Annotated in this window: 12 protein-coding genes and 1 riboswitch; of the genes, 6 read left to right on the plus strand and 6 right to left on the minus strand. The window is 60.2% G+C overall.

Annotated elements, in window-relative coordinates; translation table 11 throughout:
• Nucleotides 1–69 precede the first annotated feature (69 nt).
• Nucleotides 70–1,353: an RbtT/DalT/CsbX family MFS transporter gene (locus tag ACOI7Z_RS09555; protein WP_087849500.1), complete on the plus strand. Its 1,284-nt coding sequence runs from the start codon at nucleotides 70–72 to the stop codon at nucleotides 1,351–1,353.
• A 60-nt stretch (nucleotides 1,354–1,413) separates the two neighbouring features.
• Here the strand turns inward: ACOI7Z_RS09555 and fbaB are convergent, their stop codons facing one another.
• From fbaB to thiM, 3 genes are all read right to left on the minus strand, one after another.
• Nucleotides 1,414–2,466: a class I fructose-bisphosphate aldolase gene (gene fbaB / locus ACOI7Z_RS09560; RefSeq protein WP_004201578.1), complete on the minus strand. Its 1,053-nt coding sequence runs from the start codon at nucleotides 2,464–2,466 to the stop codon at nucleotides 1,414–1,416.
• Nucleotides 2,467–2,613: 147 nt separating this feature from the next.
• On the minus strand, nucleotides 2,614–3,414 hold the full coding sequence (thiD, locus tag ACOI7Z_RS09565; protein WP_009307429.1) for a bifunctional hydroxymethylpyrimidine kinase/phosphomethylpyrimidine kinase: 801 nt from the start codon (nucleotides 3,412–3,414) through the stop codon (nucleotides 2,614–2,616).
• The gene (gene thiM, locus ACOI7Z_RS09570) at nucleotides 3,411–4,184 is read right to left on the minus strand and encodes a hydroxyethylthiazole kinase (protein WP_080901722.1); all 774 of its coding nucleotides are present in this window, start codon (nucleotides 4,182–4,184) and stop codon (nucleotides 3,411–3,413) included. The genes thiD and thiM overlap by 4 nt, the downstream gene beginning before the upstream one ends.
• Nucleotides 4,185–4,218: 34 nt before the next feature.
• Nucleotides 4,219–4,316, minus strand: a riboswitch (TPP riboswitch).
• Between the two features lie 239 nt (nucleotides 4,317–4,555).
• Here thiM and ACOI7Z_RS09575 point away from each other — a divergent pair.
• A complete protein-coding gene (locus ACOI7Z_RS09575) occupies nucleotides 4,556–6,532 on the plus strand; it encodes an alkyl/aryl-sulfatase (protein WP_023290409.1) in 1,977 nt (658 codons plus the stop codon).
• A 67-nt stretch (nucleotides 6,533–6,599) separates the two neighbouring features.
• On the opposite strand, the gene ACOI7Z_RS09580 is transcribed toward ACOI7Z_RS09575, so the two are convergent.
• Nucleotides 6,600–7,235, minus strand: a complete 636-nt coding sequence (locus ACOI7Z_RS09580) for a helix-turn-helix domain-containing protein (RefSeq protein ID WP_032453493.1) — start codon at nucleotides 7,233–7,235, stop codon at nucleotides 6,600–6,602.
• Between the two features lie 201 nt (nucleotides 7,236–7,436).
• Here ACOI7Z_RS09580 and ACOI7Z_RS09585 point away from each other — a divergent pair, with 201 nt between their 5' ends.
• Nucleotides 7,437–9,413, plus strand: a complete 1,977-nt coding sequence (locus ACOI7Z_RS09585; protein ID WP_087849501.1) for an alkyl/aryl-sulfatase — start codon at nucleotides 7,437–7,439, stop codon at nucleotides 9,411–9,413.
• A gap of 140 nt (nucleotides 9,414–9,553) precedes the next feature.
• A complete protein-coding gene (locus ACOI7Z_RS09590; protein WP_087849502.1) occupies nucleotides 9,554–9,976 on the plus strand; it encodes a universal stress protein in 423 nt (140 codons plus the stop codon).
• Here the strand turns inward: ACOI7Z_RS09590 and ACOI7Z_RS09595 are convergent.
• The gene (locus ACOI7Z_RS09595; protein ID WP_137916363.1) at nucleotides 9,973–10,887 is read right to left on the minus strand and encodes a LysR family transcriptional regulator; all 915 of its coding nucleotides are present in this window, start codon (nucleotides 10,885–10,887) and stop codon (nucleotides 9,973–9,975) included. The two genes, ACOI7Z_RS09590 and ACOI7Z_RS09595, sit on opposite strands and share 4 nt — an antisense overlap.
• A 120-nt stretch (nucleotides 10,888–11,007) precedes the next feature.
• Between ACOI7Z_RS09595 and ACOI7Z_RS09600 the strand changes: the two genes are divergently transcribed.
• Together ACOI7Z_RS09600 and ACOI7Z_RS09605 are read left to right on the plus strand one after the other, a co-directional pair.
• Nucleotides 11,008–12,819: an adenine deaminase gene (locus ACOI7Z_RS09600; RefSeq protein ID WP_137916364.1), complete on the plus strand. Its 1,812-nt coding sequence runs from the start codon at nucleotides 11,008–11,010 to the stop codon at nucleotides 12,817–12,819.
• Between the two features lie 2 nt (nucleotides 12,820–12,821).
• The gene (locus ACOI7Z_RS09605) at nucleotides 12,822–14,165 is read left to right on the plus strand and encodes an NCS2 family permease (protein ID WP_023290415.1); all 1,344 of its coding nucleotides are present in this window, start codon (nucleotides 12,822–12,824) and stop codon (nucleotides 14,163–14,165) included.
• Here ACOI7Z_RS09605 and ACOI7Z_RS09610 read toward each other — a convergent pair.
• On the minus strand, nucleotides 14,155–15,054 hold the full coding sequence (locus ACOI7Z_RS09610) for a LysR family transcriptional regulator (RefSeq protein WP_032453496.1): 900 nt from the start codon (nucleotides 15,052–15,054) through the stop codon (nucleotides 14,155–14,157). The genes ACOI7Z_RS09605 and ACOI7Z_RS09610 overlap by 11 nt on opposite strands.
• Nucleotides 15,055–15,116: the final 62 nt, after the last annotated feature.

Below are 15,116 nucleotides of genomic sequence, written 5' to 3' on the forward strand. Positions count from 1 at the left end.
TTTAATAACAATAATGCTCCGCTGCTGTGCAGCGGAGACACTCATCTGCACTCTGAAATCGAGGTCAACATGTCCGTAAATAACAAACAGTGGTATGGTCTACCGCTCAACCTCATCTGGGGATATGTCGCCATCGCCGTGTTTATGACCGGCGACGGCTTTGAGCTGGCTTTTCTGTCGCACTACATCAAAACACTCGGATTTACCCCGGCGCAGGCTTCCTTTGCCTTTACGCTTTACGGTCTGGCCGCCGCCCTCTCGGCGTGGATTTCCGGCGTGGTGGCGGAAATCATCACCCCGCGCAAGGCCATGATGATCGGCTTCGTGCTGTGGTGTGTATTCCACGTGCTGTTCCTCGTCTTCGGCCTCGGTCGCGCCAACTATGCGCTGATCCTGCTGTTTTATGGCATTCGCGGCCTGGCCTACCCGCTGTTCCTCTACTCATTTATCGTCGCCATTATCCACAACGTTCGCAGCGACAGTTCCAGCTCTGCGCTGGGCTGGTTCTGGGCGGTCTACTCCGTGGGTATCGGCGTGTTCGGCAGCTATATTCCGAGCTTCACCATTCCCCACATTGGCGAAATGGGCACCCTGTGGCTGGCGCTGGTCTTCTGTGCCGCCGGCGGCATCATTGCGCTGGTGTCGATGCGTCATACCGAAACGCCGCGCCATATGCAGAACCTGACCACTCGCGAAAAAATCGCCGAACTGGGGCGCGCCGCGACGCTGATCTATACCAACCGCAGCATCCTGTTCTCCAGCATCGTGCGCATTATTAACACCCTGTCGCTGTTTGGTTTTGCGGTGATTATGCCGATGATGTTCGTTGATGAGCTGGGCTTTACCACCTCGGAGTGGCTCCAGGTGTGGGCGGCCTTCTTCTTTACCACCATCTTTTCGAACGTTTTCTGGGGGATCGTGGCGGAGAAAATGGGCTGGATGAAGGTGATTCGCTGGTTCGGCTGCATCGGGATGGCGCTTTCCAGCCTGGCGTTTTACTACATCCCTCAGCACTTTGGCCACAGCTTTGCGATGGCGCTGGTGCCGGCTATTGCCCTAGGTATTTTCGTCGCCGCGTTCGTGCCGATGGCGGCGGTGTTCCCGGCGCTGGAGCCGAACCATAAAGGCGCGGCGATTTCGGTCTATAACCTGTCTGCCGGGCTGTCGAACTTTCTGGCGCCGGCGATCGCCGTGGTGCTGCTGCCCTATTTCAGCACCATCGGGGTGGTGATTGCCTATACCGCCTTATATATTCTGGCCTTCTTCCTGTGCCCGTTAATCCGCGTTGAACAGCCTGGCATTACTCGCGCTCAGAGTGCGAAACCATTTACCGCCAACGCGGCGGAGTCTTAATAAACCCGACATCTGCTATGAACAACGAGCAATCCGGGCGGTGACGCCCGGATTTTCGCCTTAGGCGATAGTCACTTTCCCGTCGAGATAGACATCCTGTACGGCATTGATCAGCTTCACGCCGTCGGCCATCGATTTCTTAAACGCTTTGCGGCCAAGGATCAGCCCCATGCCGCCGGCGCGTTTATTGATCACCGCCGTGCGCACCGCGTCGGCAAGGTCGGTCTCTCCGCCCGCCGCGCCGCCGGAGTTAATCAGCCCGGCGCGGCCCATGTAGCAGTTGGCCAGCTGGTAGCGCACCAGATCGATGGGGTTATCGCTGGTCAGTTTGCTGTACACCCGGTCATCGGTATAGCCGAAGTTAACCGCTTTGTAGCCGCCGTTATTCTCCGCCATCTTTTGCTTGACGATATCGGCGCCGATGGTGGCCGCCAGGTGGTTGGCCTGACCGGTCAGGTCAGCGGAAACATGGTAGTCGACACCGTCTTTCTTGAATGCCGAATTGCGCAGATAGGCCCACAGCACGGTGACCAGGCCCAGCTCATGGGCCCGCTCAAAGGCCGCGGAGATCTCTTCTATCTGACGACGCGATTGTTCCGAGCCGAAATAGATCGTCGCGCCCACGGCCACCGCCCCCATATTGAACGCCTGCTCAACGCTGGCGTAGAGGGTCTGGTCGTATTCGGTGGGGTAGCTCAGCGTTTCGTTATGGTTGAGCTTCACCAGGAAAGGAATACGATGCGCGTAACGGCGCGACACCGAGGCCAGCACGCCGTAGGTCGACGCCACGCAGTTACAGCCGGCTTCGATCGCCAGCTCGACGATATTCTTCGGATCAAAGTACAGCGGGTTGGCGGCGAAGGAGGCCCCCGCCGAGTGCTCCACGCCCTGGTCGACCGGCAGAATGGACAGGTAGCCGGTCCCCCCCAGTCGTCCGGTGTTGTACAGGGTTTGCATATTGCGTAGCACCGCCGGCGGTCGATTGTTATCCACCATCACTCGATCAACATAATCTGCGCCAGGCAGATACAGCTGGTCGGCCGGAATGGTTATACAACGGTGCTGCAAAAGGCTCTCGGCATCTTTGCCCAGCAACTGCGTAATATCAGTCATAGCAATCTCCCGTAAGGCCGGCCGGAGCCGGCATGCATTATCCCAACCCAATTATTTTGGGCAGGTTAAGCCTGGTACCGACTTAGCCTATTTTCCAGCCGGGAGGGTATTTTTTCAGGAGATTCTGCTGTCCCGTTACGCTGCCATTTACCACCAGGCATGGAAATGGTGCACCGGCCCGATGCCGTGGCCCACCTCCAGGGAGTCGGCCTGCGCCAGGGCCGCCGACAGCCAGGCCTTGGCCTCGGTAACGGTGGCCGCCCAGTCGGCGTGACGCGGACGCAGCGCCGCCAGCGCCGCCGAGAGCGTGCAGCCGGTGCCGTGCGTGTTTTTGGTCTGTACTCGCGGCGCGGTAAATCGCTGTTCCCCTTCGCGGGTGAAGAGCCAGTCCGGGCTCTCGGCATCGTCGAGATGGCCGCCCTTCATCAATACCGCACCGCAGCCCAGCGCCAGCAGCGCCCGCCCCTGCTCCAGCATTTCGCGCTCGTTGCGCGCATGGGGTGCATCAAGCAGGGCGGCCGCTTCCGGCAGGTTCGGGGTGATCAGCGACACCTGCGGCAACAATCGTTGACGCAGGGTCTCCACCGCCGAGGCCGACAGCAGCGGATCGCCGCTTTTCGCCAGCATGACGGTATCCAGCACCACGTTGGCCACCCGGTAGCGCGCCAGCCGCTCGGCCACGGCTTCCACAATATCGGTTTCCGCCAGCATGCCGATTTTGGTGGTATCGATGCGCACATCGCTGAACACCGAATCGAGCTGCGCCGCCACAAAGTCCGGTTCAATACGATAGACCGACTGCACGCCGCGGGTATTCTGCGCCACCAGGGCGGTGATCGCCGAGCAGCCGTAGGCCCCAAGCGCGGAGAAGGTTTTCAGATCGGCCTGGATACCGGCCCCGCCGCTGGGATCGGTGCCGGCGATGGTCAGAGCATTGATGCGTTTCATGCGCGCACCTCCTGATACAGCGCGTCGAGAAACGCCGGAACAAAGCTCCCGGGCCCCCCGTGATGGGCGGCAATTTCCCCGGCCTGCTTCATGAGCCCGCAGGCGGCGGCCACGTTTTCCAGCCGGTCTCCCGGCAGCGCCGCGCTCGCCGCCACCACCGCCGACAGCGCGCAGCCGGTGCCCACCACCCGGGTCATCAGCGCACTGCCGCCCGCCACGCTGAGCACCCGCTCGCCGTCGGTGACGTAATCCACCTCACCGGTGACCGCCACGACGGTGGTCAACTGACGAGCCAGCGCCTGGGCCGCCGGCAGCGCCGCGGCGGCCGTATCGGTGGTATCCACCCCGCGCCCGCCGGCGCTCATCCCGGCCAGCGCCAGAATTTCGGAGGCATTCCCGCGAATGGCCGCCGGCTGGAAGGCCAGCAGCGCGTGACAAAAGGCCGTGCGCACGGTCAGGGCGCCGACCGCCACCGGATCCAGCGTCCAGGGCTTGCCGGCCTGGCGGGCCTGCTCCACTGCGGCACGCATGGCCACTGCGCGATCTTCGGTCAGGGTGCCGACGTTGATTAACAGCCCATCGGCGATGGCGGCGAACTGCGCCGCTTCGCGGGGATCGATCACCATCGCCGGCGAGGCGCCGACGGCCAGCAGAACATTGGCGGTAAAGGTCTGCACCACGTCATTGGTCATGCAGTGCACAAGGGGGGAATGGGCGCGCAGCAGATGGCGCAGGTGCGCGACAGGCGCGGGATTCAACAGCTCAGGCATGGTTTGCTCCCGCCAGACGAGGTAGAAGCAATGACCCTGCGGTCTCTGACTTCCCTACGCTGGCATTATCCAGATCAGGTGGTACGGGTATTTCTCAGCCTTCATTTAAGAAGGGCACCCCGAGTCATAAAAGCGGTACAACATTTTCCTGAAGCAGGGTACGAAATGTGGCGGTGTAACACAAGCTGACCGGCTTTTTTTCCCCGTTCGCCAGCTAATACAAAAGGCGTAATTTCTGATTAAAAATGTGTTTTTTGCAAGCAAAACTGGATGAATGTAAATGTGTGGTTATATTTAAAAAATCTGTAACAAACAGTCACCTGCGTTAAATCGGTAAAACCGAACGAACCATGCAATAAATGAGGATTGCAATGAAATTAACCCCGATAGTGAAAGGGTTAGCGTTAGCGGGCATGTTAAGTAGTCTCGCTTTCGCCGCCTGGGCAGATACGTCAGCCAAAGAGGCAACCGAAGCGACCAAAAAAGCGAACGATGCCCTCTACAACCAACTCCCCTTCTCCGATAACACCGATTTCACCAATGCGCATAAAGGCTTTATTGCCGCCCTGCCGCCAGAAGTCATCAAAGGCGAACAGGGCAATGTCATCTGGGATCCGGGCCAGTACGCCTTCATTAAAGAAGGGGAAAAAGCGCCAGAAACCGTAAACCCGAGCCTGTGGCGCCAGTCGCAGTTGATCAACATCAGCGGCCTGTTTGAAGTCACCGACGGGGTCTACCAGATCCGCAACCTCGATCTCTCCAATATGACAATCATCGAGGGCAAAGAGGGGATCACCGTCGTAGACCCGCTGGTCTCGGCTGAAACCGCCAAAGTCGGGATGGATCTCTACTATAAAAACCGGGGTAAAAAACCGGTCGTCGCGGTGATCTACACCCACAGCCACGTTGACCATTACGGCGGCGTGCGCGGCGTGGTTGATGAAGCCGACGTCAAAGCGGGTAAAGTCAAAATCTACGCGCCGTCCGGATTTATGGAAGCGGCGGTGGCGGAAAATATCATGGCCGGGAACGTCATGAGCCGCCGCGCCAGCTATATGTACGGCAACCTGCTGAAGCCGGACGCTAAAGGCCAGGTGGGCGCGGGCCTGGGGACTACCACCTCGGCAGGCACCGTCACCCTGATTGCGCCAACCAACATCATTGATAAGGATGGCCAGAAAGAGGTGATCGACGGCCTGACCTATGACTTCATGCTGGCGCCAGGCTCCGAAGCGCCGTCAGAAATGCTGTGGTATATCGAAGAGAAGAAATTGATCGAATCCGCAGAGGATGTCACCCACACCCTGCATAACACCTACTCGCTGCGCGGGGCGAAGATCCGTGAGCCGCTGCCGTGGTCGAAATATATCAACCAGGCGATCGTTCGCTGGGGCGATAAGGCTGAGATCATAATGGCCCAGCACCACTGGCCGACCTGGGGCAACGAGAACGTGGTTAACCTACTGAAGAGTCAGCGTGACCTGTATCGTTACATCAACGACCAGACCCTGCGGATGGCTAACGAAGGCCTGACCCGCGATGAAATCGCCGCTAACTTTAAACTGCCGGACGGCCTCGCCAATACCTGGGCTAACCGCGGCTACTACGGCTCGGTCAGCCACGATGTGAAGGCCACCTACGTGCTGTATCTCGGCTGGTTCGACGGCAACCCGGCCACCCTTGACGAACTGCCGCCAGAAGAAGCGGCGAAGAAGTTCGTCGAGTACATGGGCGGCGCGGATGCCATCCTGAAGAAAGCGAAAGAGGATTACGACCAGGGTAACTACCGCTGGGTTGCCCAGGTGGTGAGCAAAGTCGTTTTCGCCGACCCTAACAACCAGCAGGCGCGTCATCTGGAAGCCGATGCCCTGGAGCAATTAGGCTATCAGGCGGAGTCCGGCCCGTGGCGTAATTTCTACCTTACCGGCGCCCAGGAACTGCGCAATGGCGTGGTGAAAGGTCCGACCCCGAACACCGCCAGCCCGGACACCGTCCGCGCCATGACCCCGGAAATGTTCTTTGATTATCTGGCGGTCCATATCAATGGCGAAAAAGCGGGCAATGCGAAGTCGGTCTTCAATATCGATCTGGGCAATGACGGCGGTAAATATAAACTGGAACTGGAAAATGGCGTGCTGAACCACACCGCCAATGCGCAAGCCAAAGAGGCGGATGCCACCCTGACGCTGGATCGCGCTACCCTGAATAAAATCATTCTCAAAGAAGAGACCCTGAAGCAGGCGGAAGATAAGGGGGAAGTTAAAATCAGCGGTAACGGGGCTAAACTCGATGAAATGTTAGGCTATATGGACCCGTTTGACTTCTGGTTTAACATCGTGACGCCGTAATGATTCGCTGACAGGCGTCGTGGGTAACAAGACAGAGCATTCTGCCTTGTTACCCTCTCCTGCCCGGTCAGTACTCCGCAGGCAGCGGTCGATCGATAGAGATCAGTTTGCCACGTTTCATCGTGATATATCCCCCCGCCTTTAAGTCCGCCAGCACGCGAAACACATGAGTGCGCGAAAGATTGGTACGCCGGATGATAAATAACGCCAGCCCCTCATTTTCACCCTCATGCGTATGCTGCCGATACAAATAGCGATACAGCATCGGACGAATCGTCTGGTAGCTGGTGACCTGGCGACGTTCATTGTGCAGGTCGATGGTAAAGATACTCATGAACACCAACACCTGCGCCAGCGCCTCGACGCGCTGCGGGTGGGTAGCAATAAAAAGGCGATCAAAAGTGGCATAGGAAATTTTACGCAGCGTCACGGTTGCGCTTCCGGTATATTCAAATTTCGCCAGCGGGCAATACCGCTCCATCAGGCCAATAGGCATATGCTCAATAGTATTACCGATATTCAACCCATCATCCGGCATTAATATGGATAGCGAACCCTCGGTGCAAAAATAAATATACCCCGGTTGCGGGCACCATTTTTTATTGGCGGCGAGAATAACCTCTTCACCTTCCACGAGGATATCGGCAAAAAAGTCGGCTATGGCTAACGTCTTATAATAACTATGTATTTCCTGGAAATTCATTCTCTGCCCTCGCCTGCGCCGTTAGCGACAGTATAGCAGTCCTCGCCTGCTAAAGACGAGGGGATCCTTTGGCGGCGCCGCGCCAGTCCCATATGGGACTATTCAGCGGAATATTAGTCTTTAGAATAAACGACAAGCCATTCACTTTTTAAGCGGGAGATATTTTTTATTTCCGCAAAATAAATTACCTGAGAGGTAGTGATGAAATTAAATCAGATAGCCAAAAATCTGGCGCTGGCCGGAATGTTATCGTCTTTGTCGGTAACCGCCTTTGCCGCCGCGCAACAACAGGATGCCACACCGGCCACGCGGGAGGCGAACCAGGCGCTATACCGTAAACTGCCGTTTGCGGATAAAACCGACTTTAACAACGCCCATCAGGGATTTATCGCGCCCCTGCCGCCGGCGATGCTCAAAGGTGACCAGGGAAATATTATCTGGGATCCGGCCAAATATAATTTCGTCAAAGAGGGCGAAAAGGCGCCGGACACCGTCAATCCCAGCCTGTGGCGACAGTCGCAGCTGCTGAATATCGGCGGTCTGTTCAAAGTCACCGACGGCGTTTACCAGATCCGTAATCTCGATCTTTCCAATATGACCATTATTGAAGGCAAAACCGGGATCACCATCATCGACCCGCTGCTAAGCGCCGAACCGGCTAAAGAGGCTCTGGCGCTCTATTTTGCCCACCGGCCGAAAAAACCGGTGGTGGCGGTGCTGTTTACCCACAGCCATGTGGACCACTACGGCGGTATCCGCGGGGTGGTGGATGAAGCCGATGTCAAAGCCGGAAAAGTGAAGATTTACGCCCCGGACGGCTTTATGAAAGAAGCGGTTTCCGAAAATATCATGGCCGGTACCGCGATGAGCCGCCGCGCCAGCTATATGTATGGCAACCTGCTGAAGCCGGACTCCAAAGGTCAGGTTGGCGCCGGTCTCGGCACCACCACCTCGGCGGGTACCGTCACGCTGATCCCGCCGACCAACTACATTACCCATACCGGTCAGCAGGAAGTGATCGACGGCCTGACCTATGACTTTATGATGGCGCCGGGCTCGGAAGCGCCGTCTGAGATGCTGTGGTATGTCAAAGAGAAGAAAATGATCGAGGCGGCAGAGGATGTCACCCATACCCTGCACAACACCTACTCGCTGCGCGGCGCCAAAATCCGCGATCCGCTGGCGTGGTCGAAATACATCAATGCCGCCATCGACCGCTGGGGCAACGATGCGGAAGTGATTATCGCGCAGCACCACTGGCCGACCTGGGGCAACGACAATATCGTTAAGCTGATGAAAGGTCAGCGCGATATGTATCGCTATATCAACGACCAGACTCTGCGGATGGCGAATTTGGGCATGACCCGCGATGAGATCGCCGCCAACTTCAAGCTGCCGGAGTCCCTTGAGAAACAGTGGTCCAGCCGCGGCTACTACGGTTCCGTCAGCCACGATGTGAAAGCGACCTACGTCTTCTACCTCGGCTGGTTCGACGGCAACCCGGCCACCCTCGACGAGCTGCCGCCAGAGCAGGCGGCGAAGAAGTTCGTGGAATATATGGGCGGCGCCGATGCCATCATGCAGAAAGCCAAAGCCGACTACCAGCAGGGGAACTACCGCTGGGTGGCGCAGGTGACCAGCAAAATCGTCTTCGCCGATCCGAACAATCAGCAGGCGCGTCATCTGGAAGCCGACGCCCTGGAGCAGCTCGGGTATCAGGCGGAAGCCGGGACCTGGCGCAACTTCTACCTCACCGGCGCTCAGGAGCTGCGTAACGGCGTGCAGAAACTGCCGACGCCGAACACCGCCAGTCCGGATACCGTGCGGGCGATGACGCCGGAAATGTTCTTCGATTATCTCGGGGTGCATATCAACGGCGAAAAAGCCGGGGCGGCTAAAGCGGTCTTTAACATCGACTTGGGTAAAGACGGCGGCAAGTACAAACTGGAGCTGGAAAACGGCGTGCTTAACCATACCGCCAATGCGGTAGCCGACAACGCAGACGCCAGCATCTCGCTCAGCCGCGACACCCTGAATAAGATCATCCTGAAACAGGAGACGCTGAAGCAGGCTCAGGCTAACGGCGAGGTTAACATTAGCGGCAATGGCGCTAAGCTCGACGAAATGCTGAGCTATATGGACACCTTTGCCTTCTGGTTCAACATCGTCACCCCATAAGCGCCACGCGCCCCACGCTCCCCCGCCGCCCGTCAGGCCGCGGGGGAACTTTATCTTCAGGCAAACGCGCCGAGGGTTTGCCATCCCCCCGCCCGCGGCTCAAAATACGCTGAGGACAACTTTTTTGCGCGGAGGTATTTATGACGCTTTATCACCATGCGCTGGTACTGATTAACAGCAGTCAGGACGGCGTCCCGCTGCTCGAGCATGCCGCCAGAATGGCGGAAGAGAACGGCATGCGCATCACTATCGCCCACATCAGCACCGACTACCGGGCGCTGAACTATGTTTCCGACAGCCTGCGCGACGATCAGGTCTCGCAGGAGGTGATCCAGGCCAAAGCCCTGCTCAACGAGCTGGCCTGCACCGTCTCCCTGCCGGTGGATACCCTCTCGCTGGTGACCACCCGCCGCTTTGAAGATGTCGAAACCTGCGTTCGACAGCGGCAGATCGATTTAATTATTGCCGGGCACCATAACCGGCTGCTGGGCGTCCTCTCCTCACACTCGCTGGAGTACATCAACCACTTAACCATAGACGTGCTGATCAAGCACCTGCGCTAGCGCAAGGCGGCCTGTAGCAGGGAAAAACAGTCTTCGATAAGCGGCGGCAGCGCCTGCGGCCCGCGCATCAGGGCCACCGTGCGGGTCAACGCCGGCTGCTGCAGCTCGGCGACCTTGAGCGCCGGGTCCTGCAGATGGGTGGTGTACAGCTCCGGCAGTATCGCCACCGCTAAGCGCGAGCGCACCAGGCCATACAGGGTTTCGATATAGTCCACCTGGTAGCGGGTGGTCAGCGTCAGGCGATGGCTCTCCACTAATGCCGCCACCAGCCGCTGAATATTGCCCTTCGAGAAGACGGCAATGTCCCGCCCCACCAGCTGTTTCCACGGCAGATGCGCCTGCGCGGCCAGCGGATCGTCGCGGTGCAGCACCGCCACGAAGGGATCGTCGCGCAGCGGATAGATCAGCAGTTCTGTGGGCAGTGAGCTGTCGATCGCCCCGATGCCGAAATCAATCTCGCCGCGCAGCAGCGCCTGGATGAGCGCATCGTTAGTCTGATCGTGAAATTCAATACGCAGGCGGGGAAAGGCCTGGGCCAGGGCCTGCGGCAGCAGCGGAAACAGAAGCGAACTGACCGACGGCACCAGGCCGATGCGCACCGTCCCGTCGCCGCCCGCCTCGACGATCTGCTGCATATCGAAAAAGGCCGCCTGCGCCACGCTGAGGATCCGCTGGGCGTGGGGTAAAATCGCCGCCCCCAGTTCAGTCAGGGTGACCGCCGAAGCGGTGCGGTTGACCAGCTTGCCGCCGAGCACCGTTTCAATCTGCCGCAGAGCGCTGCTCAGCGCCGGCTGGCTAATCGCCAGCCGACTGGCGGTATCGGTAAAATGGCGCAGCTGGGCCAGGGTGACGAAATACTGAAGCTGTTTAAGAGAGAGCGCGGGCAGCCGCTGCCAGGGTTCGTTCATCATCGGGTTCGCTACGGTGGTCCTGCACAATAACCCGAGCTTATCGGGTGATAAATTTATTCATCTGGGCAAACGTTTGCTGTGCCCCTAGAGTATCCGCATTATCCTTGTGCCGGAGTGGTTATGTCCAGCAATGCTCAAGTCCGCCGTCGCGCCGTGCAGGCCGCGCGCGGCGAATCCCCGTTTGATCTGCTGCTGGTCGATGCGCAGATCGTCGATATGGCCACGGGCGAAATCCGCCCGGCTGACGTCGGTATCGTCGGCGAGATGATCGCCAGCGTCCACCCGCGCGGCAGCCGCGTCGACGCCCATGAAGTGCGTTCCCTGTCCGGCGGCTACCTGTCGCCCGGCCTGATGGACACCCACGTGCACCTTGAAAGCTCCCACCTGCCGCCCGAGCGCTACGCCGAAATCGTCCTCACCCAAGGCACCACCGCGGTGTTCTGGGATCCGCATGAGCTGGCTAATGTGCTCGGCGTCGAGGGCGTGCGTTACGCGGTAGACGCCAGCCGCCACCTGCCGCTGCAGGTGATGGTCGCCGCGCCGTCGAGCGTGCCCTCCACCCCCGGCCTCGAAATGTCCGGCGCCGATTTCGCCGGCGCGGAAATGGAGACCATGCTCGGCTGGCCGGAAGTGCGCGGCGTGGCGGAAGTGATGGATATGCATGGCGTGCTGCACGGCAGCGAGCGGATGCAGGAGATTGTCCAGGCCGGTCTCAACAGCGGAAAACTGATCGAAGGCCACGCCCGCGGGCTGAGCGGCGCCGACCTGCAGGCCTACCTCGCCGCCGGCGTCACCTCCGATCATGAACTGACCTCGGCGGACGACGCGCTGGAAAAACTGCGCGCCGGGCTGACGATCGAGATCCGCGGCTCGCACCCCTACCTGCTGCCAGATATCGTGGCTGCGCTGAAAACGCTGCCGCACCTCTCCTCGCAGATCACCGTCTGCACCGATGACGTGCCGCCGGATATGCTGCTGGAGAAAGGCGGGATCATCGCCCTGCTCAACCTGCTGATCGAGCATGGATTACCGGCGGTCGATGCGCTGCGTTTCGCCACCCTCAACGCTGCTATTCGCCTGCAGCGCCACGATCTCGGGCTGATTGCCGCCGGGCGACGCGCCGACCTGGTGGTGTTTGATTCCCTGGAGAAGCTGGCGGCCCGCGAAGTCTACGTTGGCGGGGAACGGCTGGCCCATGCCGGCCGCCTGCTGAAGCCGATCGCCCCGGCGCCGGGCGTGACGCCGCCGCGCGATACCTTGCAGATAGCCCCCCTCGCCGCCGATGACTTTATCCTGCGCATCAAGGGCATTCGCCACGGCGTCGCCCGCCTGCGCCATATCCGCGGCGCGCGCTTCACCCAGTGGGGTGAGGTCGAGGTGCAGATCCGCGACGGCCAGGTCCAGCTGCCCGTCGGCTTCAGCCTGATCTGGGTCAAGCACCGCCACGGCCGCCATCAGGCGACGCCGCAAATCGCCCTGCTTGAAGGCTGGGGCGAGCTGCGCGGCGCCATCGCCACCAGCTATTCCCACGATTCACACAATCTGGTGGTGCTCGGGCGCAATGCTGAGGATATGGCGCTGGCGGCTAACCAGCTTATCGCCTCCGGCGGCGGGATGGCGCTGGCGCAACGGGGCGAGATCCTCGCCCATGTGGCGATGCCGATTGCCGGCATGCTGTCGGATCTCCCGGCCGCCGAGCTGGCGCGTCAGTTCCGCGAGCTGCGCGATCTGAGCAGCAAAGTCGCCGACTGGGAGCCGCCATACCGGGTCTTTAAGGCCATTGAAGGCACCTGTCTTGCCTGTAACGCCGGGCCGCATTTAACCGATTTGGGTCTGACCGACGGCGGCAGCCGCCAGATAGTCGACCCGTTGATAGCCTGCCGGGAAACCCCGGTACCAACGCCTCACAACAATAATCCTCAGGGAGCCTGAGCATGGCCGATAACACACTTCACTCTTCCGCCCGCGATAACTGGCTGGAGCGCCGCTTTGCGCTGCGCTCGCGCGGCGGCACGCTGCGCAGCGAATGCCTGGCCGGGATCACCGGTTTTCTCGCCGCCGCCTATTTACTGGTGGTCATCCCGGGACTGCTGGCGATCGGCGGAATGGACAAAGGCGCCGCCACCACCGGCACCATTCTGGTCTTCGTCGTCGGCTCGCTGCTGATGGCGTTTTACGCCAACCTGCCGTTTATCGTCGGCCCGGGCATTGGCGGCTCAGTGCTGGTGGGGGTCACGCTGGCCGGTAGCGAGGGGATTGGCTGGCAGACAGGCCTCGGGATCGCCTGCTGGTCGGGGGTTCTCTTCTTCCTGCTGACCCGCTTTGGCCTGCGCGAAGTGGTCACCCGCTCGGTGCCGCAGTCGATCAAGCTGGGGCTGACGGCCTCCATCGGCCTGTTCGTCGCCGTCCTCGGCTTTCGCAACGCCGGGCTGGTGCTCGCCAATGCCAAAACCAACGCCCTGATGCTCGGCGACTTCCTCGCCCCCGGCGCGCTGGTAGCGCTGTGCGGCCTGTTCCTGGCGATAGCCCTGCAGGCGCGTAAGGTGCCGGGCGCCATTTTGTGGGCCATTCTGTGCGCTACCCTGGTGGGGATCCCGTTCGGCGTCACGAAACTGCCGACGCATTTTATCGATGTCCCCCACTCGCTGGCCCCGGTGCTGGGAGAGGTTGACCTGCTGGGGGCGTTAAACATCGCCTTCCTGCCGTTCCTGTTCGTCTTTTTCGCTTCTGAGTTTTTCTCCACCATGGGGACGACGCTGGCGGTGGGCGGCGAGGCGGGTCTGCTGGATGAAGAGGGCAACATGCCGCAGATTAATCGCCCGTTTATGGTCGATTCGATTGCCGCGGCGCTCGGCCCGTGGGTAGGTATTCCGGCGGCGACGGCGCTGATTGAGTCCTCGGCGGCGGCGGAAGCCGGGGGCAAAACCGGCCTCACCGCGCTGTCGGCGGCGGTGATGTTCCTGCTGATGCTGCTGTTCACGCCGGTGGCGCTGATGATCCCGAAGGAGGCCACCGCCCCGGCGCTGATCCTGATCGGCCTGAACATGTTCAGCGGCCTGCGCAAAGTGGATCTTGGCAACTTCACCGACGGCCTGCCGGTGCTGATGATGGTGATGATCACCCTCATCGCTAACAGCTTCGGCACCGGCATCGCCGGCGGGCTGCTGTTTTACATTGTGATCAAGGCCATCGCCGGCAAGTGGCGGGAAATCCCGATTGGCCTGTGGGTGCTGGCCGTCCCGCTGGTCTACTACTTCGCGACCTTAGTTAGACATTAAGCCCTTCACAATGTGATTTCACCTCTTCATATAACAAACGCACCGCAGCAGAGAGCTGTTTGCGGTGCGGACAAATCAGGTTCAACGGCACCACATCCCCCTGGTAACGCGGCAGCAGGCGCCGCAGGCGGCCCGCCCGCAGATCGTCGCTGACGTCGAGCATCGATTTATAGGCAATGCCCTCCCCGGCCACCGCCAGCCGGCGGATCACCTCCGCGTCATCGCTCATCACCGTGCCGGAGACCTTCTGCTGCAGGACTTCGCCGTCGAGGCTCAGCGACCAGCGGTCGAACGGGCGGCCGCGCAATATGTAGATCAACGCATTGTGCTGGCCGAGCTCCTCAAGGGTCTGCGGCTCGCCGTGGCGGGCGATCCACTCAGGAGAGGCCACCAGCACCCGACGATTTTCCGGCGCCACCGGCAGCGAAATAAACGAGGCGTCATCGTTATTGCCATAGCGAAACGCGACGTCCACCGGATCTTTAAACACGTCGGTCAGCTGGTCGGAAAAGAGCAGCCGCAGGCGCAGCGCCGGGTGGCGTTGCCGAAAGTCGCGGAACAGGGTCAGGAGCAGGTTACGCCCGAGATCCGACGGCACGGCGATCTGCAGCATGCCGCGAATTTCATCGTCCGGGGTCTGGATCTTCTGCAGGCCGGCCTCGAGGGTATCGAGCATCTGGGTGGCATACGGCAGCCAGGTCTCCCCCTCCGGCGTCAGGCGCAGGCTGCGGGTCGAGCGGGCGAACAGGCGAATATTGAGGATCGTCTCCAGACGCTTAATCGCCGCGCTCACCTGCGCCGGTTGCTGCCCCGCCTCGCGCGCGGCGTCGCTAAAACTGCCCAGTGCCGCGGCGCGGACAAATAAGGTCAGATCTTCCAGCCTGAACATGCCGATACTCCCCTGCTTCAGATTGCTCCCAAAATAGGCATCACCGTCGCTGCAACGCAAGC

The organism is Klebsiella sp. C283, from assembly GCF_048822555.1.
Taxonomy (GTDB): Bacteria; Pseudomonadota; Gammaproteobacteria; order Enterobacterales; family Enterobacteriaceae; genus Klebsiella; species Klebsiella quasipneumoniae.